This is a genomic window from Neorhizobium galegae, from assembly GCF_017877055.1.
Classification (GTDB): domain Bacteria; phylum Pseudomonadota; class Alphaproteobacteria; order Rhizobiales; family Rhizobiaceae; genus Neorhizobium; species Neorhizobium galegae_D.
Map to the genome: position 1 here is coordinate 394,406 of NZ_JAGIPG010000004.1, position 25,299 is coordinate 419,704.

Below are 25,299 nucleotides of genomic sequence, written 5' to 3' on the forward strand. Positions count from 1 at the left end.
CAGCGACTGTCGCGTTAGGCAGATTACCAATATCTTCGATGCCAAGGACGACGACTCAGACAATGCCGCTGGTGCCGTATCCGTTGTCGTGAAGCTGGCTGATGACGAATGTCCTGAATATCCCGAAGGCCTTTGTAAGATGTCTGCCGCAGGTTGCCGTCGTCCGTCCAGTCGCGGAATTCCATCTCCGCGATCAATGTCGGCTGCGGAAACGCGTAGTTCTTGCCTTTCACCGGAACCACCGGCGTCCTCGTCTTTAGCTGATCCAGCGTCTTCTTCAGATACGCCGCAGCCCTCTTTTTTCGAACGCAACCGGCATTGCCTACCTTCATGTCCCGGGTTTCAGTTCGAGCAAAGTACTGAATACCGAAGCTCGTCGATCGACGGGATGGAATGCGCCCAGAGGGTTCTTGCGTCGCTAGCCATCACATAAGCCGAGCCAGGTTCAGCGATGATCGTGCGACGCGGCCACTGTCGCCGTGGCGTCGCCTTAGTCTGAAGGTGCAGGGAGGAGCGACCTTGATCGGCGCCCAGGCGGATGTCTCCTTCTGGCGCTGAGCGGCGACCAAGCTATTCGAGATAAGGCCGGGCACCTCTTCGATCCATCCCATGAACGCTCGGACACGGCGTGACAGGTTTTGGCGATGAGGGACCACAAGTGACGCTTCCAACGGCTCTGGGCGGAAATCCGGTGTCGTTTGGCACTTAAACGTAAGAATGCGGCCGTTTATTTCTTTGTTTCGCATTTAATTTGAGGTTCTATGGGCAAGGAATCTCAAATTAAGTGCAACTGCGAAACGTCCGTGACTGAGACCGGTAACTTTTCTGGGGTGTGGACGAACTATTAGCGTCGGCCGGGCCACCTTGGTTGCTTCGATGAAGGGCGACGATGGCAGTGGAATGGACGATCACGATCGAGGGCAAGAATGAGTTCGGTGATACTTTCCGAAAGGAGGTTCGCATCGGCAAGACCTGGGAGCGGCTTTTTGACGGTGACCTCGGCCTGTCGATCGAGGACGGCAAGAAAATCATGGAAGCGCTGCAGAACGCCGTTGTGAACCATGAGGCCGAGACCTATTCCCTTTATTGCCGAGTCTGCCCGGACTGCCATACGTTCCGGGCCGTCAAGGATTGCACGACGCGTCGCATCAGAACCGTCTTTGGCACAGTGAAGGTTCGCAATCCCCGCTGGATGATGTGCAGCAATTGCTATCCAGGCATGGTGGGTGCGTTCGCGCCGCTGAAGGAAATCTGCCCCGATCGGGCGACGTCCGAGCTGATGGAACTGACGGCGCAGCTGGCAAGCGTTATATCCTACAGGCAGGCAGCGAATGTACTCGCTAAGTTTCTTCCTGTTGAGCCAACCGAGACGCACGCGACCGTGCGCAAGCGTACAATCAGGGTCGGCGAGCGGATCGACGACCAGTTTTCAAATGAAGAATGGCTCGCGACAAGGACAATGGAGGAGCGGCATCAACTCGAAATGCCGCTTCCTGGTGATCGACGCAAAGAGTTCGTCATCAGCATCGACACCGCCCATGTCCCATGCAGCAGATCGCGGACTGCATCGAACGATCCCAATCCGGTCTCTCCGAAGCCTCTCGTCCATCGACAGGGAGATCACAGGCGTGAAATGGCGCCTGTGGCACGGACGTGTCGATCGCGCCATCCGTAGTCTCGAGGGGCTATTGGCACGGCTGAAGCCGTCAGAGCAAGAAGGCATTTTCTCGCTCGAAAGGCTTCACAGCCTCGTTTCGCAATTATTGACCTATATTCGATCGAACCGAGGTGCGATCGTCAACTATGGACAGCGCTCCCGAGCCGGACTTTGTGTCGCCACCACCCTCGCTGAGTCGGCGGTGAACTCGTTGGTCGGCAGGCGGATGCTCAAGAAGCAACAAATGCGCTGGACGCTCAATGGTGCCCACATGCTCATGCAGGTTCGGGCGGCCGAGATCAATGGTGAACTTCGCGATCGATTGCGGGCACCGTTCCGACAGTCAGGGCTAAACGTGCCTTCCCTGTTCAAACCCCAACCGCCGCTCCTACGGGCCGCCTAGCCCCAGACAAGTTACCGGTCTCGGCAATGCTCACCACCCATAACCACTAAACGGCCTGACCAGGTTTTGGAAAAATCCGTCTCCACTCGCAACTTCCATTAATTGCTATAAGTTTAGGAGCGAATGCGGAGGTTGATTGCAGCGCTTCTCCCAATGGCTGTTCCCCGTCGGCCTTCTACAAACTCGCCCGCTTCGGCGGGCCTCTTTTTGAATCTCCATCGCTGTTCGGGGCCTATCCAAGTCCAGCGTCTATGACATTCAGCGAAACGAAGCTCCGCAGCATGGCGTTTGGAGCTTGCTTTCCGTCAGCCGGCCATAGCCGAAGCTACCTGCGGCGTGATCGGCGGACCTTGCCTGAATGTGCTGCGGGTTCGATTTCGCCCTGCACTCTTAGCTTCGTAAAGCAGCTTATCGGCTCGATCATAAAGGGTGGAAAAATCTTCGCCGCCACCGATGTCCGATATACCCATACTGGCAGTAACAGGTCGACTAAGGCCCGCAACCGCGTTAGCTACAGTCACTGAGATGGCCTGGCGTCGAAGTTCGGCCTGGATGTCGGCGTCGTCGCCACGCAGGAGAAGCACGAATTCTTCACCACCAAGGCGATATGCGTGCACGTTGGGGCCTGGCTGGAGTGAAGTCGCCACAGCCCGCAGGACTTGATCGCCGGCGCTATGGCCGTTCAAGTCGTTGATGGCCTTGAAATGATCAAGGTCAAGCACAGCAAGTGCGGAGAAGTCTTCAGTTCGAAGCTGCTCGAATTGTCGCTCGAGGGCTCGCCGGTTAAGTAGCCCGGTCAACGGATCGGTTTCCGACAACCGTTCTAGCAGATCAGCCTCGTTTCGTGCGCGGTCGCGCTCTCTTTTAATGGTCACGAGGCGCTCTGCCACGCCAAGGGTTGTAAAAAAAGCTTCACATATACAGCCGATATAGAAAAGCAGCATGGCATCTATACTGTGCAACCCGGGGACTGTGCCCGTCACTAGACGAACCAGTCCGACGAGTACCATCGGAGCGTATCCAATCGCCTGGAACCTTGCAGCGCGGCTCCCGCGGCACAAGGAATCGATCATTGCAATGATGAAAACAGCAAGAACCGGTGCAAACGCCGCCGTATACGCGCTCGATTGCACGGGACGTGCCACGAACGGGAAGGCTGCGTGAAACGCGCTTAGGAAGATTGCCCATACGGCACAAAAGGGCAGGATGCGTCGCAGAAACGGATGCATCAACCTTGGCTCGATGAAGCTGTAGGTAAACATAGCTCCCGAGCCAATCGTCATCCCGAATGCTAACGTCGTCATCCAGCTCAACGTCATAGCCGGAGGATCGAAAAACACGACTGACAGGCCAGACGTGATAACGACTGTCATCAGGAGCGAGAATGTGAGAGCCGCATGCCAGAGGACAAATGGTTCGCGCAAAGCGCGATAGAATGCTGCGTTGAAGATGAGGGGCATCACGAGCATGCCTGCAAGCCCCGCCAGGATCAGCAGGAATCGCAGGTCCTCGCCGTGAGTGTCCTCAGATGCGAGGTACGCTCTCTCCAGGGTCATTCGATGGCTGGGCAGGTCGAACGCGGCGACGACCTGGGTGGTCTGGCGTGTCACGTCTGGGAGGGACGCCTCGAAATATCCGCCGACAATCGAACTGGGCAAGGCGGAGGCGGGAATAAAGCTTTGACGGACCTCACCATCTTGATCAATCGCAACCAGATGCACCGCTTCAAGCGCGCTCCGTCTAGAAAGCAGGTGTTTGGGAACAGCATCGTCCGCCGCGATTTCGAAGCGAAGGAGCACGCGCTCTGCATCAATGGAAACTTCTTGGCCCGAGCAGGACCATCTCTCGTCGTTGCGCGCAATAGTGACGATATTTTCCGACAGACCGGCAGATGCCCAGCATGACGCGCGGATGGGAGTGGAATCGGCTGCGTTGGCGACGTCGATACCTGAGTGCGCCAGCATCATCAGAAGCAAACAAACTTTCAGCCTCATTAGAAATCCGCCCGAAGTCATGCTTTCTACGTTAAGGCGAAAAGCTTGTAATGCCGTTAAAGCGGCCAAAGAAGCGTCCCTTGAGGCCTGCGAAGCAGTTGCTGTGGCTTCAGGGGCGGATGCTCGGCTTGGTATCCAACGTTACGTCGAGAGAAAAAGGCGGCTCCTTTCGTCTATGTAAAGGCGCCATCCCAGCGTACGTTCCTTTGCATGAGTTGCTGAATCTACTTCAACACAGTCAGTAAATCTCCCGTCTTTTCCGGAGAGAATTTACCTTTTTGCGACTTGGCCGTTTCGGAAAGACGGTCGCGATTATCGTTGACCATCAAAGGCAGCGTAGAGGCAACAATGACGAGACACTGGGACAACTCGCCACAGAAGGCGTAGGTATTACGCGCGTGGGGACGCAGACCACAGAGGAGGCGATTCAATCGGGACAGCTGGTGCCGCTTCTGGAAGACTTCAATCCTGGAGAGGTTGAGGAAATCCATGCGGTGTTCGTTGGCGGGGCACACGCCGGCGCGCGTCAGGTGCTTTATCGACTACCTCGTTGAAAACTCACGCCTGCTCGGTCCCGGGCGCCCGGTGCGTCCGGACGAGGTACTCCACTTTCACGAGCGCAATCTAGCCGCTGGTTCTCTGGTTCACATCCCTCCTAGGCGTAGAACTACAATCCCTTGTCTCAGCTAAGTTGATGAGCCGATCAAGCGCAGTGAGGAAATCCGCTCGGGCGCGATTTCCACCAAGTATTTGGAGGAGTTGCTGCTCGTAAGCTCGCTGGCGTTTTTCCCCTTCTTCAAGAAGAGAGAGGCCTTTAGTCGTCAAGGTGATTTTTCGGGCACGCCGGTCCCCATCGACGGGGCTGCGTTCGACGAGCTCGCGACGGGCCAGACGATTGACGAGAGCCACGAAATTGGCACGCTTCAGCACCAGAAGGCTGGTCAGTTCCGCTTGACCCGCCTCTGGCGTCCGCTTGAGGAGCAACAAAAGAGCAAGCTCCGCCGGCCGCAACTCCAGATCGTGGAAGTGGCGCGCGAATTCTTCGAACGTCGCAAGCTGCGCACGCCGGAGTTTGTAACCCAGAATATCGTTCAGCACGCCCCCCACAGGTGCGGCCGCTTCGGGACCATTGTCGTAGGTCTGTTTCTTGACTGCTGGCGGAGCCATGGGTTCCTTTCAAGCACAGATTACTATCCCCGGTAGAAAAGCGAAAGGCCGGGAACGAGGATAACGACGAAAAGCACTATAAGCATGATTGCGATGAACGGCACTACCGCTTTGCATACGGTGAGGAAACTCTGCTTGAAGACGGCCGCCGCGATGATGACGTTGATCGCAACCGGCGGCATGACATAGCCGATCTGCAGGTTGACGATCATAATTATGGCGAAGTGGACCGGATCGAACCCGTAGGCTGCTCCGATCGGCGCGAGAAGCGGTGCAAGAATGATGATTGCGGACCCTTCATCCATCAATGCGCCGGCGACCAGGAGAAGCAGGTTAACGGCGACGAGCATCTGCCACTCGCTCGTCAACTGCGTCTGTGCCCAGGTGACAAGTGCTTGTGGCACACCTTCGTAATCCAGAATTGTATTGAGGCTGCCCGCGAAAGCGATGATCGGCATCATCGTGCCCAAAAGCTTCACCGTTTCGACGCCGATGGCGAAAATTTCCTTCGTCGAAAGCTCCCGGTGGATCAGCGTCTCGACGACCAGAGCATATCCGAGAGACACGGCCGCGGCTTCCGTGACCGTGAAGATACCCGAATAGATGCCGCCGAGCAGGATAACCGGCATCAGGATGGCGGAAATGCCGTCTCTGAGTGCTGCAAAAAGCTCCGAAAAGGAGAAGGCGGTGCGATCGGTATGGAGGTTTACGAAAACCGTGTAGATCGACATGAGGAGGGTCATCAACAGACCCGGCCCCCAGCCGGCCTTGAACAGGTCGGTGACCGAGACATCCGTCGAAATGCCGTAGAGTACCATGAGAATGCTTGGAGGGATGATGACCCCGAGCGTGCCGCCCGAACACAGTACCCCAAGAGCATAGCGCACGGAGTAACCATTTTTGACCAGTGCCGGATACATCAGCGATCCGATCGCCATCATCGTGACTATCCCGGAACCGGAAATTGCCGAGAACATCGCCATGGCGAGCACCGCCGCGACCCCTAGTCCGCCGGGCAAGGGACCTGTCAGGGCCGTCATGATACGCACCAGCCGGGCCGCGATCGTCCCTTGGGACATGATGACGCCCGCGAAGATGAACATCGGGATCGACAGGAGAAGTTCGCGATCTAGCGTGAACCACAGGTCCTGGATCAGATATTCCATCGCGCTGTTCGAGGCGATGAAAACGTGGATCATGCCGACCAGTACCGCAAGTGTCAAAATGACGTTCTGGCGAAGAGCGGTCAGAACGAGAAAGACGGGCAGTAAAGCGAACGCGTTCATGCTGCGGCCTCCGCCTCTTGTGGCTGGAGGGCCGGGAACAGGGCGTAGGTGATGTAGCGAACTGCACCCGAGAGGAACATCCAGATCAGAACGGACTGGATCGGCCAGACGACGATGCCGAGAGATGGATCCGTTTCGCCGAAATCACGGGTCTGCGACACGTAAAAGACCGCCCAATAGACGAAGAAGAGGCAGATCGCGGCGCTGACGATATTGGCGACGCGGCCTTGCGCCGCTTGCCAACGCTCGGGCACCAGCCCGTCCAGTGTCGAGACCCGGATATGCGACCCGGTGGCAATTGCAATCGGGAAGCCGATCAGCGCCGCAACGGCCGTGGAATAGACGGCTACTCGAAGCGCGCCAAAAAGGCCGAACTGGAAAAGCTCGCGGGTAATGATATCCGCGATCAGCGCGCCAGCAGAGAGGCACAGCGATACGACGGCAATGCTGCATTCAAGCTTGAAGATCGCGCTCAGTAAACGGTGTGCCACCACCGCAGCCGGTGAGGAGGCGGGGGCGTTTTGATCGGCAGTCATGCTATTGTTCTCCCCTTCCCATCGGGAATTCCTCCTGGAAGCCGCGAAAGCGGCGGACTGCCCGCCGATACGGCAGTGGCCAGGTCGAGTTGTCTTCGAGTTGTTCGGCAGCGCGATGGGCCCAATAGGGATCGTCCAGCTGTGCTCGCGCCATCATCACGAGATCCGCCGACCCGTCCTCGATGATGGAATTTGCCTGATGCGGATCAAAGATGACGCCGACTGTCGCCGTCGCCACGCCGGTCTCGGCGCGGACGCGGCGCGAGAATGGAACGTGGTATCCTGGATAGACCGAAACTTTTTCATCCGGGACGAGGCCGGCGCTCGAACATTCGATAACGTCCACCCCGGCGTCACGGAATTTGGCGGCGGCGGCGGTTGCATCATCGGGGCCGAACCCGCCCGGAGCCCAGTCCTCGAAGCTCAGCCTGAGGCCAAGCGGGAGCACTTCCGGCCAGGCCGCCCGGATGGCGTTGACGACACGTAACGGATAAGCGAGCCGGCGTTCCGGATCGCCACCCCAAGCGTCGTCGCGCAGGTTCGTCAGCGGCGAATAGAATTGGTGGAACAGATATCCGTGCGCGAAATGGAGTGTCAGCACCCTGAAGCCTGCCAGATGAGCAAGCCTCGTCGATTCCACGAAGGCGGCCTCTATCCTGTCCAGATCAGCCTCTGTCATCTCATGCGGCTGCCGGTAGTCACCGAACGACAGGGGGCTTGGAGCGTGGGTCGGCCATGCTGCTTCGGAGGGAAGAGCATCGTTGCCGTCCCAAGGGCGGTTGCGGGCGCTCTTGCGGCCACCATGCGCCAGCTGGATGGCCGGCACACTACCCTGCGATTTTATGAAATCCGTCACTGGTCGCAGGGCCTCGGCGTGGGCCTTCGACCAAAGGCCGAGGCATCCGGGCGTGAGCCGTCCCGTGGGTTCGACGGCGGTCGCCTCGGCGATCACCAGGCCGGTTCCACCGACGGCCCGGGAACCGAGATGGACCATGTGCCATGGAGAGGCGATGCCATCATCGGCCATATACTGGCACATCGGGGACATGGCGATGCGGTTCGGCAAAACAACCGAGCGCAGCGCGAGCGGAGAGAAAAGCGCGCTCATGAAAGAACCTCCGGATAGGGTAAGGAAGTGGCGTCGTTGGAGGCGCCACCCGAAGCTGGCAATCAGCGCTTCTGCGCGGCGAACTCCGTTTTGCCCTTCTTGACCGCCTCATAGATGGTCTTAACGCGATCGCTCATCGTCCCGACGAACTTGTCGATATTGGGGGTTACCATCGCCGCCCATTTGCCGCGTTGCTCGTCGCTCAGCTTGTAGAGCGTTCCACCCTTCTTGACGAAGGCCTGCGCCCGTTCATCCTGATCCGCGAGGAAGCGGTCGGTCGTCGAGAATGGTGTGGGAAGCGCTACCTTGATCGCCTTTTGCCTGTCTGCCGGTATCTTGTCCCAGACGTTCTTGTTCACGAAATAGAGCCAGGGGCTGTGGATATGATCGGTATAGACGAAATGCTGGGCGACTGCCGCGCCTGGCGTCGTCGAATAGAAGCCGATCGGAAGATCGCCCGCGACGACCAGTCCCTGTTCGAGCGCTGGCCAGACGTCCGACAGCGGCAGTTGGACAGGAATGGTCGAAACCGATTCCCAGAACATCCGTCCGCTGGCGCTGGGTGATACCCGCGTCTTCTGACCCTTCAACGCGGCCGGGTCGGAGCAGTTCATCTTGCAGAACACGCCGTTGTAGCCGGCTTCCTGGACGGAGAGAAGGACGAGGCCCTTCTCGTCGAACATCGCGGCAAGCGGATCCTTGAGCTGATGCGAGTAGACGTAATCGCGTTCCTCCCGGGAGATCCACAGATACGGCACGTTGAGCACCGCTATGTCCGGCATGGCCGCGGCGAGTGCGAGCGGCGACGTGACCCCGAAATGCAGACGTCCCCTCAGCACCTGTTGGACCATTTCCTGTTCGTTGCCGACGAACTGGATTTCGATCTTGCCGAGACCGCCGCTCGCTCCCACTACGGCGTTGGCAAATTCCTGGTCGAATGCAGCGCCGATATCCGGCGCGCGTTTGGCGGAAGCGAGTTTCCAGTCCTCGGCCGCTGTCACGGGCGCAGCCAGACCCGTTAGGCCGAGGCCAAGGGCCAAGGCCATTCCATGTAAGAATTTCACGATGTATTCCTCCCTTGTATTATTATGTCATTGACATAATCTTGGAGCGTACACCGATTTTTCGCCAAGGCAATGCTCTGTTGCACTAGGTGTCGGTGGGCGGAATAGGTACTCGAAAAACGGTGGGAGCCTCAGGAGGATTTATGCTCAGTTCAAATATTCCGGAGGTCCAATACCTCCTTGACCGGCAAGCAATACTTGATTGCGTCAACCGTTATGCCAGAGCAATCGACAGGCATGATGATGAGCTGATCATCAGCGTTTACCACGCCGACGGCATCGATGAACATGGTGTCTTCGATGGTAATCCAGTGGACTTCGCGAAATGGGCCAACGAGTTTCACGCCGAACACACGCTGTCGCACACGCACAACATTACTACTCACAATTGCGAAATAGATGGTGATACCGCGCATGCGGAATCCTATTGTCTGTACGCGCTACGGCGGCGAAACCAAAAGACCGTCATCTTGGGGGGCGGGCGATACATCGACAAGCTGACGAAGGAAAACGGCGAGTGGCGTATCAAGCTCCGTAAACTTTACATCGACTGGCGCGCAGAGGCTGACGCCACAATTTTCGATACACCAAACGGCTACCCGGTGGGTTCATGGGACCGCACCGACGTCTCCTACCAGAGGCCTCTCTCGCGCCGCGCGAACGCCTGATGAGAGCCTTTAACAGCTAGCACTTGTGCCAAAACAAAATTGGTGACGCCTCGAAGGGCCAGCCGTCCCGGAAGGCTAGCGCCATCGTAGGGACGTCCTGATCGGCGCGCGTGGCGCACGCCTGATGATCAGGATGCGATCCACTACACGGTCGCCAGGGTCTGCGGCGCGAAAGTTTGGACGCCTGCTGAGTGGCCTGGCGCAGACCAGAAGATGGCGAACAGCCCTGATCGAGCGCCCACAACTTGTCACCAATATCGCTTTCAAATCCCTGGTGAGTAGCGTCGGTTTGAACTGCTTTAGAGCAGATAGAAGTAGGCAAGCCACATGAGACCTATGGTCCACAATGCGGTGACCACAAGCAAAAGACCGAGAAAGAGTTTTACCATGCTGCGGACCTCCTGCACTTCATCGGCAAATCAACCGAGGTAGGACCTCAGTCCCGCACTGGAAAAGCTGAAAGCTGGCTCATAATGAAGTTGTATCCGCCCACCCATATGTAGGTCCACTCAGGTTTCTCGTCACCGAGATACCTGCAAGCGCGCCTGTCCTTTTTGACGGCCGCCGCGTCTTGCCTTCCTCGATCATCTTCTTTCGTTGCTCGCCAGTCAGATCCATGCCGCAGAATTAAAGACGGTTGCAGGCGTTCCAACCCTGTCGCCCAAAAATAAAATGTTTATACGGAAGATTACGAACGTCTTCGCAATACCCCGCGGGCTGCGACCGTGGAGGATAAGGTTACCGCTCTGCCGGGGAGGGGTTACCCCTGCCAATCGCCCGAGTACTGCAACTGGCCAACGAACACCTTGGCGTCCGCCTCATCACGGACGTTGACTAGGATTTTGACCGCTTGCTCGTTCGAGATTTCGTCTCGCGCGAGACCAGTCACAATCATTGCTACCTCTCTGCGAACAGCATCGGGGTCAGGAAGGTCAACCCCTTCATCATCTTGCATCGGTCCTTCACCGTTGATGACGTCGAAGTAGTATCTGGGCATGCTTCACCTTTCGTCAGTCTAGAGGACCCAAAACCCCACCTCCCAAAAACCGCTCCCGACGGGACCTCGATCAATATCGAAATTAACCGGAGGCAAACGGTCAAGTGAGTGGCTGCAGTAATTCGGCGAGGTCGTTCGCGTGAGATATTGATTGCTCGGCCTCATCGATCTTCTCTTCGTGCATTGGCTGTCCCTCGACCAGATCATCCCATGCCAGAGGAAGCTTACGCCGGAATGAAAGATGAAGAGCGAACAATGGCCGGGACAGCCCACATACGCCTCGGTCGCGACTGGCCTAGACCAGAAAGCCGTGGCTTGCCATTCAGGAATTCGTGCCATTTGAGGCCCGCAATGCAGCGCAGGGTCCCTGCGAGGCCAGCAGCGGCAGGCCTCTCCCGCACGGGGGTAGGGCCAGAGGGGCCACTGCGGTAAGCCACTTCTTCAAGGCGGTGAGTCCCGACGCTGACGCTGGTGTCTTGGTGATCAATCCGTGAATGTCCACGCCCGATGTCGCCTTGCGCGTCGTCTTTTCCTCAGGGTGACTTCGCTGTAGGCCGCAAGCGTTGCCCTTTACCCTCAGCGGCAGGCGATGCGATACCTGCATTGGGAACTATTTGCTGAGGGGCGGAGGTGTGGCGTTCGGCAAACACAAAATATGGACTGGAGACGACGGCGCCGAGTAGGACTATGCCTCCTGCTACCATTCCAGCCCTGCGACCAGATTTTCTTGAAATATCTGTCATGCCGGTTTGAACATACGTCCCAATGGACGTGCTGGCTAGACCGCCAAAAGTGGAAGCGACTACCTCTTCGCAGGGGGCGCGACGGCAGGGGGAGTATTCGAGATCGGAGCGGCAGAGTTCGGCTGACTGGGCCCGCGCGTCAAAAATGCGGCGAGCAGGATAATAACGATAACGGCGAGAATGCCGATCATCCCATTCTTTCCCATGTCACCGTTTCTCAGTTGATGGCCAACCACACCCCCCCGGCGATCAGGCAGCCGAGAGCTACGGTCTGGCAGCAATAAAACACGAATTCGTGCCGGTAGGGTGGTGTGCGGTACATCTTGATCTCCTCCTGGAAATCAAACCAACATGCACATCCAAGGTTCCAGAGGGGCCAGTGCAGGCGTGACGGCCTCATCGCGGCAAGAGCTACTTTGAGCTTGGCGACAATCTGCTCGGAGCAACTTAGATAACTCGTCCCTCCCGTGGCGCCTACCTCAAAAGTAGTCGGGCGAATTCGGCATTCTTTAAACGTGCATAATCCGTTCGGCTATCGTTCGGGACTGGTTTAGAGATTGCTAAAATTAGGATGGTCGAGACTCCATCTACTTCAATGCAAAATAGATGAGAGTAATTCCAAGAATAATTGAGCCGCCGACGAGGGCTGGCGCATAGAACAAATCCATGATCGGGCCTCCGGTGTTGCGGCCCTAACTAGGGCAGCTTGCCGAGACGTCCACCATTTCCCGGCCCGTCGCCTCCCCGCGACGCCCGATAAGGTGAGCCGGGCAAGGGCCCGGTTTACCGTCACATCGCGCTCAAGTCGTCGTACATTATCATGGGTATTCTCCCATCTGCTGCTGAACGCTTTTTAGCATTCTCACGCGCATCATGGTGCGGGATGCGGTGAGGGCAGGAGTTGGGCCGGCAAGGCTTCCGATCTCACTGGTGGCTCAAGATCTCGCTGATGGGACCTTAAAGCACTGGGGCGACATCGAGAATTCCGAAGTCGCGCTCTGGGCGCTCTACCCGTCGCGGCGCCTCTTGAGCGCGCGTGTCTCTGCTTTCCTCGATTTCCTGAAGCAGGTCTTTCCCAAGGGAACACCTGAAGAGTTGGCCGCCTATATCGGTGGATAAGGATCGGACGTATTAAGCCGCAGCAGCAACTGCGCGAGAATACGCCCCAGGCGGCATTCCCACATGCCGATTGAAGGCAACGCTGAAGGCGCTTGTCGATCCATAGCCGACGCGCTGGGCGATGTCGGCCATTGCGACATCTTCGCGGAGATACTCTTTCGCGAGCGCCATGCGCCATCCGGTCGCATACTCCATCGGCGCAACCCCTACTTCCTTGCGGAAACGATCGAAGAAGGTCGAACGAGACATCGCAGCCTCCTGGGCAAGCGTCTCCACCGTCATGCTGCGACCCGGATCTGCGTGGATGCGTCGCAGGATCGGCGCCAGCAGCGGATCAGCCATCCCACGCAGGAGACCCGGCGACGGCTTGGCGCTTGCTGCCGATCGTAACGCGTCGATGAACAACACCTCGAGCAACCGGTGGAGGACCATTTCGCGCGCCGCACGGTCGGCCCTCGTCTCGTCATTGATCATGCGGACCAGGGCCATCAGTCGTTCTTCCCCATGAACATGGATGACTTCCGGCAGCAGCGATACGAGAAGAGCTTTGTCATCCGAACCGAACGCACAATGCCCGACTAGTGCCTTGATCTCCGCCGGCGCTTCCGGGTCGCCCAGGCGAAAAACACCGGGGCTGGTTTCCAGGCGATGGGCAAGCGCGCCGCGTGGCGGCGGCTCCATGTTGCTCATCGTGAACGAGAAGATCTTTGGGACCAGGACGAAGTCACCCGCAGTGAGCACCATCGGCTCACGGCCGGCAATCGTCATCAGGCAACGTCCTTCGACCACGGCGCAGTAGAAGGGGCTTCCAAGCTCGGTGCGCTCAACAAGCCACTGACCGCCACCCGTCACCAGCTTTGAGATGGAAGGTCTTGGTTTCAGTAGGGAAACGACTTCGGCGACGGGATCGGTCATCAATTCGGACTTCCGCTAAACAATCTCGGACATACGCATATAGCAGGTCCGGGTGATCAGGTCCATCTTTAGCCTTGTTAAATGTCAGGAGACGGAACATGCCAAAGATCCTCATCACCGGTTGCTCGTCCGGTTTCGGCCTTGCGATCGCGCAGAAATTCTTGAACGCCGGATGGGACGTCGTCGCGACCATGCGCACGCCGCAAAACGACCTGTTTCCATCGAAAGACAGGCTGGAAATCCTGCCGCTGGATATAACCAGCGCGGACAGCATTACTAAGGCGGTCGAAGCCGCCGGCACGATTGATGCTCTGGTCAACAATGCCGGCGTCGGCATGCTCAATGTGCTCGAAGGCTCAGAGATGTCGAAGATCCGTGAGCTGTTCGAAACGAATGTGTTCGGTGCGATGGCGATGACGAAAGCCGTTCTCCCGCAGATGCGGGTCCGTCGCTCGGGCGTCATCATCAACGTCAGTTCCGCCGTCACGATAAGACCGCTGCCAGCACTTTCGGTCTACAGCGCCAGCAAGGCAGCGCTCAATGCCTTCACGGAGAGCTTCGCGATCGAGGCGGCGCTTTTCGGCGTCCGCGCTAAACTTGTTTTGCCTGGCTCGGCGCCGACGACCGGCTTCGGGAAGAATGCTGTTTCGCGCATGGGCATGGAAATTCCCGAGCCATATACCGCCTTCGTCGACGACTACATGACGAAGCTGCGGTCTGGCACAGAGGTCACGACATCGGATGCGGTTGCAGAGGCGGTGTGGCGGTCTGTGACAGAGATCGACGCGCCGATGAAGATCCCAGCCGGCGCCGACGCGGAAACCTCGTACCGCGAAGCGGGTCATTTGCTCGCCTGAACATCACCATCCGAAACCCACCTTTGGAGGTCCAGACCCATGAACAATCTGATCAATCTCGCCAAGCATATACCGACGCCTGAAACCACTTTGACAGTAGCCTACACGCCGATCCGTCTCTCGATGCCGGGCCGCCAGCCGTTGGAACTGCGTCTGACCGCGCCGGCAAACGGCGACAAGCTGCCGGTCGTGTTGCTATCGCATGGCTACGGTCCTTCCAACTATATCCCCTCAAAGGACGGCTACGCTCCCCTTGTCCAGTTCTGGGCGGAGAGAGGGTTCGTCGTCATCCAGCCGACGCATGCGAGTTCGCGGGTTGGCGGCTTGCCGTCGGATTCAACCGGCGCGCCGTTCTTCTGGCGTGAGCGTGTCGAAGAGATGAAGGCGATCCTGGACCAACTGCCGGAGATCGAGAGACAGGCGCCGGCCGTTGCTGGGCGGATGGATCATGCACGCATCGGCGCGGTGGGCCATTCCTTCGGCGGTCACACCGTCGGGCTCCTGCTCGGTGCACAGGTGGATGGTGAAAACTTCTCCGATCCACGCATCTCGGCGGGCGTTCTCCTGACAACGCCGGGACGCGGCGGCAAGGACATGACGCCTGAGAGTGCTGACCGGTTTCCGTTCTTCGACGTCGATTTCTCGACGCTGACGACACGCAACCTCGTCGTTTGCGGTGATATGGACAACCCGCATTTTACGACGCGCGGCCCCGAATGGCATGCGGATGCGTTTCATGACGCGCCGGGCGCTAGAGCAATGCTGATGATGCACGGCGTCGGGCATGGCCTTGGCGGGATCGCCGCACTGGACGCAAAGGAAACAGAGACTGAAGCGCCAGACGTGCTGGAAGCAACACGGCGGCTCACGCTCGCATGGCTTCAGACCGCGCTCAACGCGGACGAGGGCGCATGGGCGAGAGCGCGACTGATTTTAGAGGGTGAGGCTGCACCGCTGGCTACGGTCACTGAGAAGCCGCTGTAGCCGCCAACGCAGATCGGTACGGTTGAAGCCGGCCCAACGACGAGAGACCGGGCGCCACACGCTGGCGCTCGATGCGATCTGGATTATCCGTGGGTACTATTCCCGACAAGTTGCCGCAGTCAAATGGCAGAATCCGCGACCTGTTACGACGCCAGGCCCTGGCGTTGTACTCAGTCAATCCGGTCACAGGTCCTATGCATGAAGCGATCGAGGGCCGGCAACATCGGGCGCAGATCCACAAAAGTGGCTGGAGCTTGACGCACAACAAACTCGTCGGAGCTCTTTAGCTATAATTTAGAGATCACTTAACTAGAAGGGAGCCAACAATGCCAATCGAACTCCAGATGCGCGATCGATGCGTCCTGTATCAAAAAATGATCTGCGATATCGAGCGCGAATATCCCTACCTTGACAATCTTTCACACGCCCCCACCCGTCGGGAACAGGAAGTTATCATCTCGCTGGCGGGATATCGAAGTCAGCTAAGGGCCATCTTGTCGCGAGAGGACGCCGATCGGCATCCAAGCTAAAAAGCAAAACCCTGGGAAAAAACGGCCGCTCGAAGGACAGACCGCAGATCCGAGAGGGCGGCACCTGGCCGCAGTCCCTCCGGCCACTAAAAAAGATGAGGGAAGATAGTCGGTATTTGCTGACGCGTGAAAACTCCGGCGGCGTCTTTTTCGTCGTCCGCCGCACTACCGCAAGCGACCGAGAAATATGATCCCAGGCCTCCGCGAGGTCGTTATGACGGCAGATGCTCCATTCGCTCCGGGGGGAAAGCCTTTCATAGATCTCAAGTCAAACCAACCGCACCGCGAAGCAGGTTTCTGCTGCATAGGTCTGGTCGGCTCATCGGGAAGTCTAATTCGCGTCATTATCGCGGCGGCGGAAGCATAGGAACGTCATCCTGGGAGCGCCGGCGAGACGTCAGGTGATTTTTGTCGCGACACGGTCAGAGGTTGTCCGTGCCCATTGCTCGAGCATGTCTCCAATCGCTGCGTGTTGACTTATGCGGCACAGGTAAGGCCTTAAAATCAGAAGATGCTAAAACATTTACCAGATCCATTCGCGTGGGTTTAACCCAGGCGCGATAGACTGAGTCTGATTAGAAGGCAGATGTTCGCATGACTTGGCAATCGCAGTGGCTCTTGAAATGGTTTGTTCCGACGTTCACGTCGATCCTCGTCGGAGGGGTACTCCTAGGAACTATTTTCTGGTCCGCAGCGCAAGTAGACGAGGTAGCTGCGCTACGACAAAAGGATCTGGTAACCCTGATCGTCTCCCAGATACAGTCCGGTGTAGCCCATGACCAAGAAAGCGTGACGGTATGGGACGACGCTGTTATCAAAACAAGAGAAAGAGATCTTGATTGGATGGAGACCAATCTCGGCCAGTGGATGAACACCTATTTTGGGCATGATGCCGCTGTGGTACTCTCCGTCGAAGGGTCGCTCATCTATCAGTTTATAGCGGAGTCGGACAGCGCTCCTTCGTCTGAGGATGTTCTCGAGGCCTATTTGCCCCTGGCAAAACGCCTAAGGCAGCGACTTGCAATCGGAGACGAAGATGGTGTCTCAGATAGAGTTCTGTCGATCGGTGAAAGCGATTTGACATACGTTGGCAGCCGACCTGCGGTCGTCAGCGTCAAACCGATAACCTCCGACACGGGAGAGATTAAGCAGCGGGCTGGTGAGGAAAACCTTCATGTTGCGCTGCGGTTCCTTGACGGAGACTTTCCCCGCACTATTGGCGACGAATACCAGTTTGCGGAATTACAGTTCACGATCGGAGGGTCCCCCGACAAGGAGCATTCGCAGGTCGCCTTAATCTCGAAGTCGGGTCAGGGCATCGGATATTTCAATTGGCACCCGTTCCAGCCCGGCGCCCGTGTTCTGCGTGCGACCTTGCCCGTTATCGGTGTATCTGTCCTCGGCATATTCATTGCAGCGAGCTTTGCAGGTCACGCGATATGGAGGAGGTCTGTGAGGCTGGATTCCAACCGGCAAGAATTTCGGCATCTGGCACTCCACGATTCACTCACGGGTCTCGCAAATAGGGCCTATTTCAATTCAGAGCTTGCCGACCGGTTGGAGCGGGTGCTTCCAGAGGAGGCCCTCAGCGTTCTCTTCATCGATCTCGATCGCTTCAAGGCTGTTAACGATACCTTCGGTCATCCGGTAGGCGATAAGCTGATCTGTCTCGTGGCGCAACGAATGAGCGTGCTGTTGCCCGACTCCCTGATTGCTCGCATCGGAGGTGATGAATTCACGATCCTGATCGAGGGAACATGTTCAGAGGAGGTGGGGGGCATTGCCGACAGCATCGTGAAGTGCCTTCGTGAACCGTTCTCCATCGACGGCGTTCAGGTCTCGATTGGCGCAAGCGTCGGCGCGGCAATCGGACAGGGAAAAGCGGATCCCATTGAACTAACGCGGCAAGCCGACATCGCACTCTATCACGCCAAATCGGCGGGACGAAACACCTATGCCTTGTTCGGCGATCATATGGATGAACTTCTTCGCACTCGACGAAAACTTGAGCATGACCTTCGTGAAGCGTTAACGACGGGTACGCAGATAGAGGTGTTTTACCAGCCTATCTATTGTGCAGACAGCAGCGAGCCATGTTCGTTGGAGGCACTCTCACGGTGGAATCACCCGCAGTTGGGATCCATTTCCCCAGACGTGTTCATTCCTCTCGCAGAGGAGATTGGCGTCATCCACATGATCGGCGCATTCGTGATCGAAGATGCGTGTAGCCTGATCGCTGATTTGCCTTCCATTGGGGTGGCCGTGAATGCTTCTGCAGTGGAAATAGGTTCTCCCGGATATCCTCTCCGCGTTCTCTCCACGCTCGCCAAACGGGGGATTGAACCCGCGCGGCTTGAGATCGAAATTACTGAGAGCCTTGCTATCAGCGGGGAGGAGCAAACCGAGCGCAACATCGCGATGCTTAGGGCCGCCGGAGTGAGGTTCGCGATCGACGATTTCGGTACCGGATATTCTTCGTTCTCAAGGGTGCAGAGCGTGACCGTGGACAGGCTCAAAATTGACAAGTCGTTCATCAGGGCGATCCACGACGGCCGAAGCAGAGCGCTGGTGGAGGCGATTATCAACATGGCGCGAGCACAAGGACTAAATACAACTGCCGAAGGGGTTGAGACAGAGGAGCAAAGGGATGCGCTCAAGTCGCTGGGATGCGACAACGTCCAAGGCTTCCTGATGTCGCGCCCAATTACGCGCGGAGAAGTCATGAGCCTTATGGTAGCACAAGAAGACAAGATCGACCGGGCTTCAGGCGTGCGGCAGCTTCCCAGCGGCCCGAACGAGCGAGACGCCGAGGCCAATGTGTCCTCCCGGGGGCAAAGCGCGGCTCCGACCGGATGATTGGCCCAGTAGGCCAGCCAAGGACGAGAGCGTTGTAGTCTCTCTATGCGGTTCGGCGCGCAGAGCTTGATTCATCCTGATGCCTTGCAATGTCTGTTTCGAAGATCTCACCAAGGACCCCCAGGACACTCCGCACTCCATAGTCGCTGCATCGATAATAGATCGTCTGTGCATCTCGCCGGGTGCTTACAAGATGGTCATCCCTGAGCCTCGCCAGGTGTTGCGACAGGGAAGACTGACTCACGTTCAAGATTTGTGCCAGTTCACCAACGGAAACCTCTTTTTCTAAAATGATCGAAAGTAGTTCCAATCGGATCTCGTTGGATAGATTTGCAAGCAGCCTTGCCTTGGCCGCAAGTGAGTCATCGCGCATGAGTTGATTTGCTCCGCTAGTTCCCGCAGTAAGCCAGGGCTTAGCTGCGAAAGCTCGCTCCAGGCTGACCGGCATCCTGTTGATATGAGGAATTTCGGGATAGTGGGCGACCATGATTGGCGACGGGGACATCGTTGCAACTCATCCACATCGGCTATCTTCCGACGCAGTGCCTGCATCGATTGTAAAAAGAGTCTCGCCCGCGGGCTTCATAACATCCGGGGCTTAAGGCCAGGCCGACAGGTGCTGGACGCCGGAGGAGGGGATGCGCCGCGCGTGCCGCGGACTGACAAGCCAGCAGGTTGGAACCCCACATCTAGGGCCCTCTTCCACCAAGCGGAGCGGATTATCCGCTGCACTTTCAGGAAACTCTAGTGACCCGCGTTCAACCTTGTTGAGCCGGGGCTGGCTCGCGTCGGCTTTCATCTGCCGGCGGAGCCGCATAATCTCGGCGTCGCCCCGTGATCGAACGCTTCTAGCTGCCGCCCGTGATGACACCCGGTCTGCGAAGGCGCTGTTCGCGCCATCGTCGGAATTCTGCTTCGGGCTTGATCTGCCTCAATGCAACCATTTGTCTCGTCCTGCAATTTTTTGCCAAGAGGCACAGAGATGACCGAGGATTCCGGCATCGATTTCATTAGAGAGCAAGCTCTCATCTACCGCCTGCTGATCGCTGATCTGCAGCGGCGAAACCCTGAACTTGCGGCTGAACCCGCCACTCTATCCAAAGCCGGCACCGAAGACGCGCAACGCATCGTTGCCTACCGGGCATCACTCGCCTTGCTGTTAAAGTTCCTCGAAGCCGCCGGTTAGGGTCGGGGGATTGCGTAACATTGGCGGCGGGAGGTGCTGGGAACTACGTCTCCTATTCAAGCTAGCCCGTCTTCGGAAGCTGATTGCCGCAACCCAGCAAGTAGGCCCGGCCGCCAGATGGCGCGACCGAGAAGCCAGTTTCATTTGCTTGTTCAGGCCGCAACTTCGGCGCGCGCTTCGCCCGATATCAAGGCCTGCGAGTGAGACTGCCATCCTTCCAAGCCCGGTACCGCTTCGCTAGATCCGGGCATCTTGCCGACTGCGCGCTGGACAAGACTGGCGGCCCAAACCGTGTCACTTGCGCACCGGTCTTCCTCTGAACTGCAGGCGGAGCGTTCCCTCTCGTCGATACCTAGATGTCATGCCGGATCGCGTGAGCCCTCCTTACCAGATAGCGTGCTGAGGCGGCCTGAGGATGCTCGCCAAATCCAGACCGGTGCTTTATCCTTCCACCACCCGCCGCCGCACGCGGGTCAGCATCGGTCCGTATTCGAGGACAAAGAGGCCGAAAGCGGCAAGCCATGCGGCGCCGGAAAGCGAATAGATCAGGCTGGTAAATTCCGGAAAGAGGCCGGCGCTTGGCCTTATAATGGCGCAGAGCACGATTGCCGTATAGGAAGCGACGGTTGTTCGCGACGCCGTCAGGACCCGCCCGGTATGGCCCCGGCTTGCCCGTGTCATGACGGCGAGCATCATAGTGGTCACGGTTCCAACGCTCAGGACGTGGATTACGGACGTCTGGTCGAAGAGGTTCACGGCTGCGAGGCCGATCGCAAGGAGCCCCAGCGGCACGAAGAGGTAGGCGATATGCAGGATCGTCACCAGCATTTCCGCGGTCGTGGTCCAGCCCCGCCAGCGCGCGAGCCGGATAGCCTGCATGGCCGCCGCCAGTCCTGCCGCCCCCGCAACGAGCTCTCCGTCGTCCAGAATGACCCAGGCGGCTAGGGCGGCGACCCCGCACAGGATGGCGGCCGTATCAAACCGGTCATAGGCGGCGGGGAAATCCGTCCGGCCGGTCTTGTTGATCCAGTTGCGGGTGAAGCTCGGGATGATTCGCCCGCCCACAATGAGGATCATTGCGGTATAGGCCGAGAGGGCAAGCTTGATCCCCAGGGACGGGTGCTGCCCGCCGGCCACCGCCAGATGATACAGGATGTTTGCAGCGGAGAGCGCGACGAGGCCGGTGATGACCTTCAGATCCTTCCATTTCCGTCCGGCGACCACTTCGCGCACGCAGATAAAGAGGAGGAGGGGCAGAAAGGCGCTGTCGGCCAGGATGGCGGCCATGGTGCCGATAAAGTCGGACAGAAGAAGCGCCAGCCGGCCGGAGACCCAGACGAGAAACAGGAAGACCAGCGGCCAACCGGACACCGGCAGCCTGCCGGTCCAGTTGGGAACAGCGGTCAGCAGAAAACCCGCCAACACGGCGCTCGCATAACCGAACAGCATCTCGTGTGCATGCCAATGGACGGTGCCGTAGGAAACCGCCACGTCGATCAGCCCAGCCAAGCTTGCCAACCACAACAGCATCGCGACGGCCGCCCAGAGGGCGGACGAGAGAAAGAATGGCCGGAAGCCGTAGGAGAATATGATGGGGGCGGTTGTGGAAAGTCCCCTCGGGATGCTCCCAGATCGCCGCCCGGCCGGAATTGTCGTCATCTTCGGAACTCCTTGTTCGGCACCCTTGTAGCGGCGGCGGCGAAGCCCTTCATTGCGGCGTCGCAAGCAGACGCGGGAATGTTTGCTGCCGACGCGGCAATAGCGCATCTTCGATCTCGCCGCGGGCTGTGCTAGGTTCGCCCAGACCGTAGCGGAGCATAGGCCGTTGAAGATCGATAAAAGTCTCGTGAGAAGTTTTCCCCTGTTCGAAAGGATGGAGGATGCCGATACGGAAGCGCTTCTTGCTCACGCAACATCACGTCGGGTGCCGGTCGGCGAAGCCGTCTTCGAACAGGGGGCGGCCGCAACGCATTTCCATCTGCTTCTGCATGGCAGGCTGAAAGTAACGCAGGTCACCGAAGACGGTCAGCAGATCATCGTGCGCGTCGTCCACCCGGGCGATCTCTTCGGTTTTGCCAAGGCGCTTCAACGCATGGACTATCCCGGCACGGCGATGGCCGTCGCAGAAAGCGTCGCGCTTTGTTGGCCGACGGAACTCTGGCCCCAGTTCGTCGATCGCAATCCCCGGCTTGCGGTCACCGCCATGCAGACGATCGGGCAGCGCCTGGAAGAAGCCCATGCCCGTATCCGCGAAATGTCGACACAGGAGGTCGAGCAACGGGTCGCTCACGCGGTTCTGAGACTGGCCAAGCATGCGGGCCGCAAAGAAGGCGACGCGGTGCGGATCGACTTCCCGATTTCTCGGCAGGACTTAGCCGAGATGACCGGCACCACACTGCATACCGTCTCGAGGATCATAAGCGCATGGGAGGTGAAGGGGCTGGTCGAAGGCGGACGTCAGAAGCTGCTGGTGAAGGATGCCGAAGGCCTGCAGGTGCTGGCCGAAAGCACGAAGGGATAACGGGGGGATAGGCGTTCCGAAATGGGCGCCGGACAACCCGGCGAGATGCCTCAGATCTCCCGGATGATCGACTCGCTCAGGCGCTCTATTTCCTCGATGATGAACAATGCCGGATCGTCCGCAGCGCCGGATGCTACCATCTCGTAGACCGCATGGCGCTTGTCCCGGACATACCCCACTTGCGAAACGAGCGGCGCCCTTTCGTGGTGCCGTGTCTCTCTCCAGCGCCTGGTCAGCGTTAGAAGCTTCATGGCGTCATCATCGAAGGGTTCCACGGCGGATCGTAGGTTAGCTCCACCTCGACGCTCTTCACGCCGGCGACCGATGCGGCACAGGCCCGGATGGCTTCCTTCAGAAAGGTCGAGGCGGGGCAACCTTTCGTTGTGGTCGTCATCGATATGTGCATGTCGCCGACCCGATCCGCCTCGATGCGGTAGATCAGGCCCATGTCCACCACGCTGCGCCCCATTTCCGGATCGATGACCATGGAGAGCTGTTGCCTGACCTGTTCGATGAGGTTGGCCCGCTCGGACGTGTCAGGCATCGGCACCCCCTTTGCCGATGCGGATCATGATGCGGTAGGCGCTGCCGTCCCGATCGAAATTGCCCACCCATTGGTGGCCCCGGCGCGTCAGTTCCGGAAACAGGAAGACCGGCTCGCGTGCTAGCACCGCGAAGATCACTTCGCCTGGGTTGAGCGCTTCGGCCGCGCCGAGAATTCGCTGCATCGGTTCCGGCGGATCGAGATCGGAAAGGTCGAGCTGCACGGACGGTTCCGCCCACAGTTCGGGTGAGACCGCGTTTTCGGAGAGCGCTACCGGTTCTTGCCGGCGCGGCGTGAAGCGGACCTCGAAATCCCCGCCGTCGAGTTCGACAACGGAGTGATCGAAGCCCTTGGCATCCATGACGCGGTAGAGCGGTTGCGGCTTGAAGGGCGCAAGCAGCTTCAGTCCCTGACCGGGCTGCAGCGTCCCGACCGCCGTCATGATCGTTTCGAACGGCTCGCCGCCGTTCTTCAGGATCGGCCTGACATCGAGTTCCTTGAATTCCTGGGTCATCGTGACCTCCCGTTGAAGCTTGGTAAGATGAGCCGCCGTGCGGCGACGGCCGATGGCAGCCGGGTCGCGGCCGGAACCATGGCGAGGCGGCGGGCCTGGATGAACTCGAAGGAGAGAGCGCAGACAGCCGCGAGCTGAGCGAATGTAGCCGCCCTGAACATGTCCGGCATGTCGAGGATCAAGACTGCGGTCGCCGTTGCCGTCGCGGTGAAATAGAGCGCGAACCACAGGGATGCCCGCCGCTCGTTGACGAGGTCCTGGACGCGCGGGACGGCTGTGCGGCCAAGAACAGGGCCGTAGAACTCCAGCCACGTCATGAATGCCACGATCTTGTAGAGCTGCCCGAGGCCGAGCCCGGTCAGCCATCCGAACGTGAAGAGATGGGCGATCGGCATCACCATCCCGGCCGGGTTGCCGATCACGATCGAGGCGGCGAAAAGAACGAAGCAGAGGAGCAGCATGCCGATCGCCACCAGGCTCGCCATCACGTTCAGTTCCACGGACTTGCGTTTCCGCTCGCGGAAGATCGAGTGGATATCGATCGCGTAGAAAAGAGAGGCAAGTCCCGAGAGCGCTATCGCCAGGTGAAGCGGCCGGTCGGCGGGCAAGCCGGTTCCATCGGAGAAAATGCCACAGCCGGCGGCCACGAGAGCGGCGGCCAACAGCCAGCCGATCGCCCGGCTTATCCCGCGCGTCTTTTCGGGCGACAGCAGGAACATCGTCAGGAGGCGATAGCTGACGCCGATCGCGGTGATGGTCATCCATCCGAACAGGCCAAGATAGGCGTGCGCCGGCCCGGCCGATAGAACCAGCCCGACGAGATGCGGATCATCGGTGAGGCCGGAGAGAGAAAGGGTAAACACCAGCCCGACCAGCGCCGTGGCGATCAGTGGCACGCAGCCAAGGGCGACGAACTTTGTCGGCAGCGAGTACGGCCTCGCTGCCACGAGAGTGCCCGCGACCATCCAGCAGAGGCCCGCGAATGCCACCGTCAAGAGAAGGCCTCCGGCCGGCAGTGTCCATGTCCAGAGGGGCACGAGATCGGCCAGCCCCAGGAACCCGCCGAGTAGAAGGAGGAGCCCGATCATGGTCAGCAGCAAGGCGGGGAGGGCGAGATGGGGGGATTGCAGCTGTCGCGAGGCGATTACCGGTACGAACTGAAGTAGCGATCCGGCAAACAGGAGACCGAGCCAGCCGATCGCGATCAGGTGAACGATCACCAGCGAGGCCGGGTCGTCGATGGGAGCGGATGGATACCCGAACCCCGATATCGTCAAGGCCAGCCCGGCGACCAGGCAAACCAGCGCCGTCGCGAAATAGGATATCGTCCAGGGGGAGAGAGTGGCGCCGGGCATGGCTTTCGTCTTTCAATGACCGCAGCAGCAGTCGCAGCCGGAGCTTTGCGCCCGCTGGATTTCGACGCGCCAGACATCCGGACCCTGTTCGAGATATTGCCAGTCGAACTCTTCCGGATACCGGCTCTCGATCTGGTAGTGCAGCGGCCGGGGATCATGGTCGCTGGTGACATGCATGACGCCGCCGGGGATGAGGGACGTCAGCACGCCAAAAATCTTCGGGTGACGTTCGGCGGGAGCGAGCGTCCTGACATCGATGGAGGGGATCTCAATATCCGACATGGTTTGTTCTGGG

Annotated in this window: 25 protein-coding genes and 1 pseudogene; 9 read left to right on the forward strand and 17 right to left on the reverse strand. The window is 58.7% G+C overall.

Features of this window, described 5'->3' with window-relative positions:
• Positions 1-23: 23 nt before the first annotated feature.
• Positions 24-332, reverse strand: coding sequence for a hypothetical protein (locus J2857_RS25185; RefSeq protein WP_373426867.1), 309 nt, complete (start codon positions 330-332; stop codon positions 24-26).
• Positions 333-889: 557 nt separating this feature from the next.
• Here J2857_RS25185 and J2857_RS25190 point away from each other — a divergent pair.
• Both J2857_RS25190 and J2857_RS31545 read left to right on the forward strand, forming a co-directional pair.
• Positions 890-1,675: a hypothetical protein gene (locus J2857_RS25190; RefSeq protein WP_373426868.1), complete on the forward strand. Its 786-nt coding sequence runs from the start codon at positions 890-892 to the stop codon at positions 1,673-1,675.
• Positions 1,629-2,060 (forward strand): hypothetical protein, encoded by a 432-nt coding sequence (locus J2857_RS31545; protein WP_432420183.1) that lies wholly within the window; start codon positions 1,629-1,631, stop codon positions 2,058-2,060. Before J2857_RS25190 ends, J2857_RS31545 begins: the two co-directional genes overlap by 47 nt.
• A 305-nt stretch (positions 2,061-2,365) precedes the next feature.
• Here the strand turns inward: J2857_RS31545 and J2857_RS25195 are convergent, their stop codons facing one another.
• The 7 genes from J2857_RS25195 to J2857_RS25225 form a co-directional block, all read right to left on the reverse strand.
• The gene (locus J2857_RS25195; RefSeq protein WP_245363810.1) at positions 2,366-4,054 is read right to left on the reverse strand and encodes a sensor domain-containing diguanylate cyclase; all 1,689 of its coding nucleotides are present in this window, start codon (positions 4,052-4,054) and stop codon (positions 2,366-2,368) included.
• 224 nt (positions 4,055-4,278) lie between these two features.
• The gene (locus J2857_RS25200; protein ID WP_210012818.1) at positions 4,279-4,545 is read right to left on the reverse strand and encodes a hypothetical protein; all 267 of its coding nucleotides are present in this window, start codon (positions 4,543-4,545) and stop codon (positions 4,279-4,281) included.
• Between the two features lie 133 nt (positions 4,546-4,678).
• Entirely contained in the window at positions 4,679-5,221 is a 543-nt protein-coding gene (locus tag J2857_RS25205) for a MarR family winged helix-turn-helix transcriptional regulator (protein WP_210012819.1), read from the reverse strand.
• 23 nt (positions 5,222-5,244) lie between these two features.
• The gene (locus tag J2857_RS25210; RefSeq protein WP_210012820.1) at positions 5,245-6,507 is read right to left on the reverse strand and encodes a TRAP transporter large permease; all 1,263 of its coding nucleotides are present in this window, start codon (positions 6,505-6,507) and stop codon (positions 5,245-5,247) included.
• The gene (locus J2857_RS25215) at positions 6,504-7,043 is read right to left on the reverse strand and encodes a TRAP transporter small permease (protein ID WP_210012821.1); all 540 of its coding nucleotides are present in this window, start codon (positions 7,041-7,043) and stop codon (positions 6,504-6,506) included. Before J2857_RS25215 ends, J2857_RS25210 begins: the two co-directional genes overlap by 4 nt.
• A 1-nt stretch (position 7,044) precedes the next feature.
• Positions 7,045-8,151 (reverse strand): NADH:flavin oxidoreductase/NADH oxidase, encoded by a 1,107-nt coding sequence (locus J2857_RS25220; RefSeq protein ID WP_210012822.1) that lies wholly within the window; start codon positions 8,149-8,151, stop codon positions 7,045-7,047.
• A gap of 62 nt (positions 8,152-8,213) precedes the next feature.
• Entirely contained in the window at positions 8,214-9,215 is a 1,002-nt protein-coding gene (locus tag J2857_RS25225) for a TRAP transporter substrate-binding protein (RefSeq protein ID WP_210012823.1), read from the reverse strand.
• A gap of 143 nt (positions 9,216-9,358) precedes the next feature.
• On the opposite strand from J2857_RS25225, the gene J2857_RS25230 reads away from it, so the two are divergent.
• The gene (locus J2857_RS25230; protein WP_210012824.1) at positions 9,359-9,883 is read left to right on the forward strand and encodes a nuclear transport factor 2 family protein; all 525 of its coding nucleotides are present in this window, start codon (positions 9,359-9,361) and stop codon (positions 9,881-9,883) included.
• A gap of 760 nt (positions 9,884-10,643) precedes the next feature.
• Here J2857_RS25230 and J2857_RS25235 read toward each other — a convergent pair.
• A complete protein-coding gene (locus tag J2857_RS25235) occupies positions 10,644-10,880 on the reverse strand; it encodes a DUF6894 family protein (RefSeq protein ID WP_210012825.1) in 237 nt (78 codons plus the stop codon).
• A 1,613-nt stretch (positions 10,881-12,493) separates the two neighbouring features.
• Between J2857_RS25235 and J2857_RS25240 the strand changes: the two are divergent.
• Positions 12,494-12,742 (forward strand): annotated as a pseudogene (locus J2857_RS25240) (LysR substrate-binding domain-containing protein); the annotation flags it as partial.
• Between the two features lie 12 nt (positions 12,743-12,754).
• Here J2857_RS25240 and J2857_RS25245 read toward each other — a convergent pair.
• Positions 12,755-13,657 (reverse strand): AraC family transcriptional regulator, encoded by a 903-nt coding sequence (locus J2857_RS25245; protein WP_210012826.1) that lies wholly within the window; start codon positions 13,655-13,657, stop codon positions 12,755-12,757.
• Between the two features lie 98 nt (positions 13,658-13,755).
• On the opposite strand from J2857_RS25245, the gene J2857_RS25250 reads away from it, so the two are divergent.
• The 3 genes from J2857_RS25250 (at position 13,756) to J2857_RS25260 (ending at position 18,884) form a co-directional block, all read left to right on the forward strand.
• On the forward strand, positions 13,756-14,514 hold the full coding sequence (locus J2857_RS25250; RefSeq protein WP_210012827.1) for an SDR family oxidoreductase: 759 nt from the start codon (positions 13,756-13,758) through the stop codon (positions 14,512-14,514).
• A 39-nt stretch (positions 14,515-14,553) separates the two neighbouring features.
• On the forward strand, positions 14,554-15,498 hold the full coding sequence (locus J2857_RS25255; RefSeq protein WP_210012828.1) for an alpha/beta hydrolase family protein: 945 nt from the start codon (positions 14,554-14,556) through the stop codon (positions 15,496-15,498).
• 1,124 nt (positions 15,499-16,622) lie between these two features.
• Complete coding sequence (locus tag J2857_RS25260) at positions 16,623-18,884, forward strand: putative bifunctional diguanylate cyclase/phosphodiesterase (RefSeq protein WP_210012829.1); 2,262 nt, start codon at positions 16,623-16,625, stop codon at positions 18,882-18,884.
• A 43-nt stretch (positions 18,885-18,927) separates the two neighbouring features.
• On the opposite strand, the gene J2857_RS25265 is transcribed toward J2857_RS25260, so the two are convergent.
• Complete coding sequence (locus J2857_RS25265; protein WP_306875978.1) at positions 18,928-19,389, reverse strand: ArsR/SmtB family transcription factor; 462 nt, start codon at positions 19,387-19,389, stop codon at positions 18,928-18,930.
• 477 nt (positions 19,390-19,866) lie between these two features.
• Here J2857_RS25265 and J2857_RS25270 point away from each other — a divergent pair, with 477 nt between their 5' ends.
• Complete coding sequence (locus J2857_RS25270; protein ID WP_210012830.1) at positions 19,867-20,070, forward strand: hypothetical protein; 204 nt, start codon at positions 19,867-19,869, stop codon at positions 20,068-20,070.
• A gap of 441 nt (positions 20,071-20,511) precedes the next feature.
• Here the strand turns inward: J2857_RS25270 and J2857_RS25275 are convergent, their stop codons facing one another.
• A complete protein-coding gene (locus J2857_RS25275; protein ID WP_210012831.1) occupies positions 20,512-21,729 on the reverse strand; it encodes an NnrS family protein in 1,218 nt (405 codons plus the stop codon).
• A 166-nt stretch (positions 21,730-21,895) separates the two neighbouring features.
• Here J2857_RS25275 and J2857_RS25280 point away from each other — a divergent pair, with 166 nt between their 5' ends.
• The gene (locus J2857_RS25280; protein WP_210012832.1) at positions 21,896-22,591 is read left to right on the forward strand and encodes a Crp/Fnr family transcriptional regulator; all 696 of its coding nucleotides are present in this window, start codon (positions 21,896-21,898) and stop codon (positions 22,589-22,591) included.
• Between the two features lie 50 nt (positions 22,592-22,641).
• Here the strand turns inward: J2857_RS25280 and J2857_RS25285 are convergent, their stop codons facing one another.
• The 5 genes from J2857_RS25285 to J2857_RS25305 are packed head-to-tail and all read right to left on the reverse strand — an operon-like array spanning position 22,642 to position 25,286.
• Entirely contained in the window at positions 22,642-22,842 is a 201-nt protein-coding gene (locus J2857_RS25285; protein WP_210012833.1) for a hypothetical protein, read from the reverse strand.
• Positions 22,839-23,135 (reverse strand): metal-sulfur cluster assembly factor, encoded by a 297-nt coding sequence (locus tag J2857_RS25290; protein ID WP_210012834.1) that lies wholly within the window; start codon positions 23,133-23,135, stop codon positions 22,839-22,841. Before J2857_RS25290 ends, J2857_RS25285 begins: the two co-directional genes overlap by 4 nt.
• Positions 23,128-23,649 carry a DUF2249 domain-containing protein gene (locus J2857_RS25295; RefSeq protein ID WP_210012835.1) on the reverse strand — a complete coding sequence of 174 codons (522 nt, stop codon included), beginning with the start codon at positions 23,647-23,649 and terminating at the stop codon, positions 23,128-23,130. Before J2857_RS25295 ends, J2857_RS25290 begins: the two co-directional genes overlap by 8 nt.
• Complete coding sequence (locus J2857_RS25300; protein ID WP_210012836.1) at positions 23,646-25,004, reverse strand: hypothetical protein; 1,359 nt, start codon at positions 25,002-25,004, stop codon at positions 23,646-23,648. The genes J2857_RS25295 and J2857_RS25300 overlap by 4 nt, the downstream gene beginning before the upstream one ends.
• A gap of 12 nt (positions 25,005-25,016) precedes the next feature.
• Complete coding sequence (locus tag J2857_RS25305) at positions 25,017-25,286, reverse strand: DUF2249 domain-containing protein (protein WP_038546255.1); 270 nt, start codon at positions 25,284-25,286, stop codon at positions 25,017-25,019.
• Positions 25,287-25,299 lie beyond the last annotated feature (13 nt).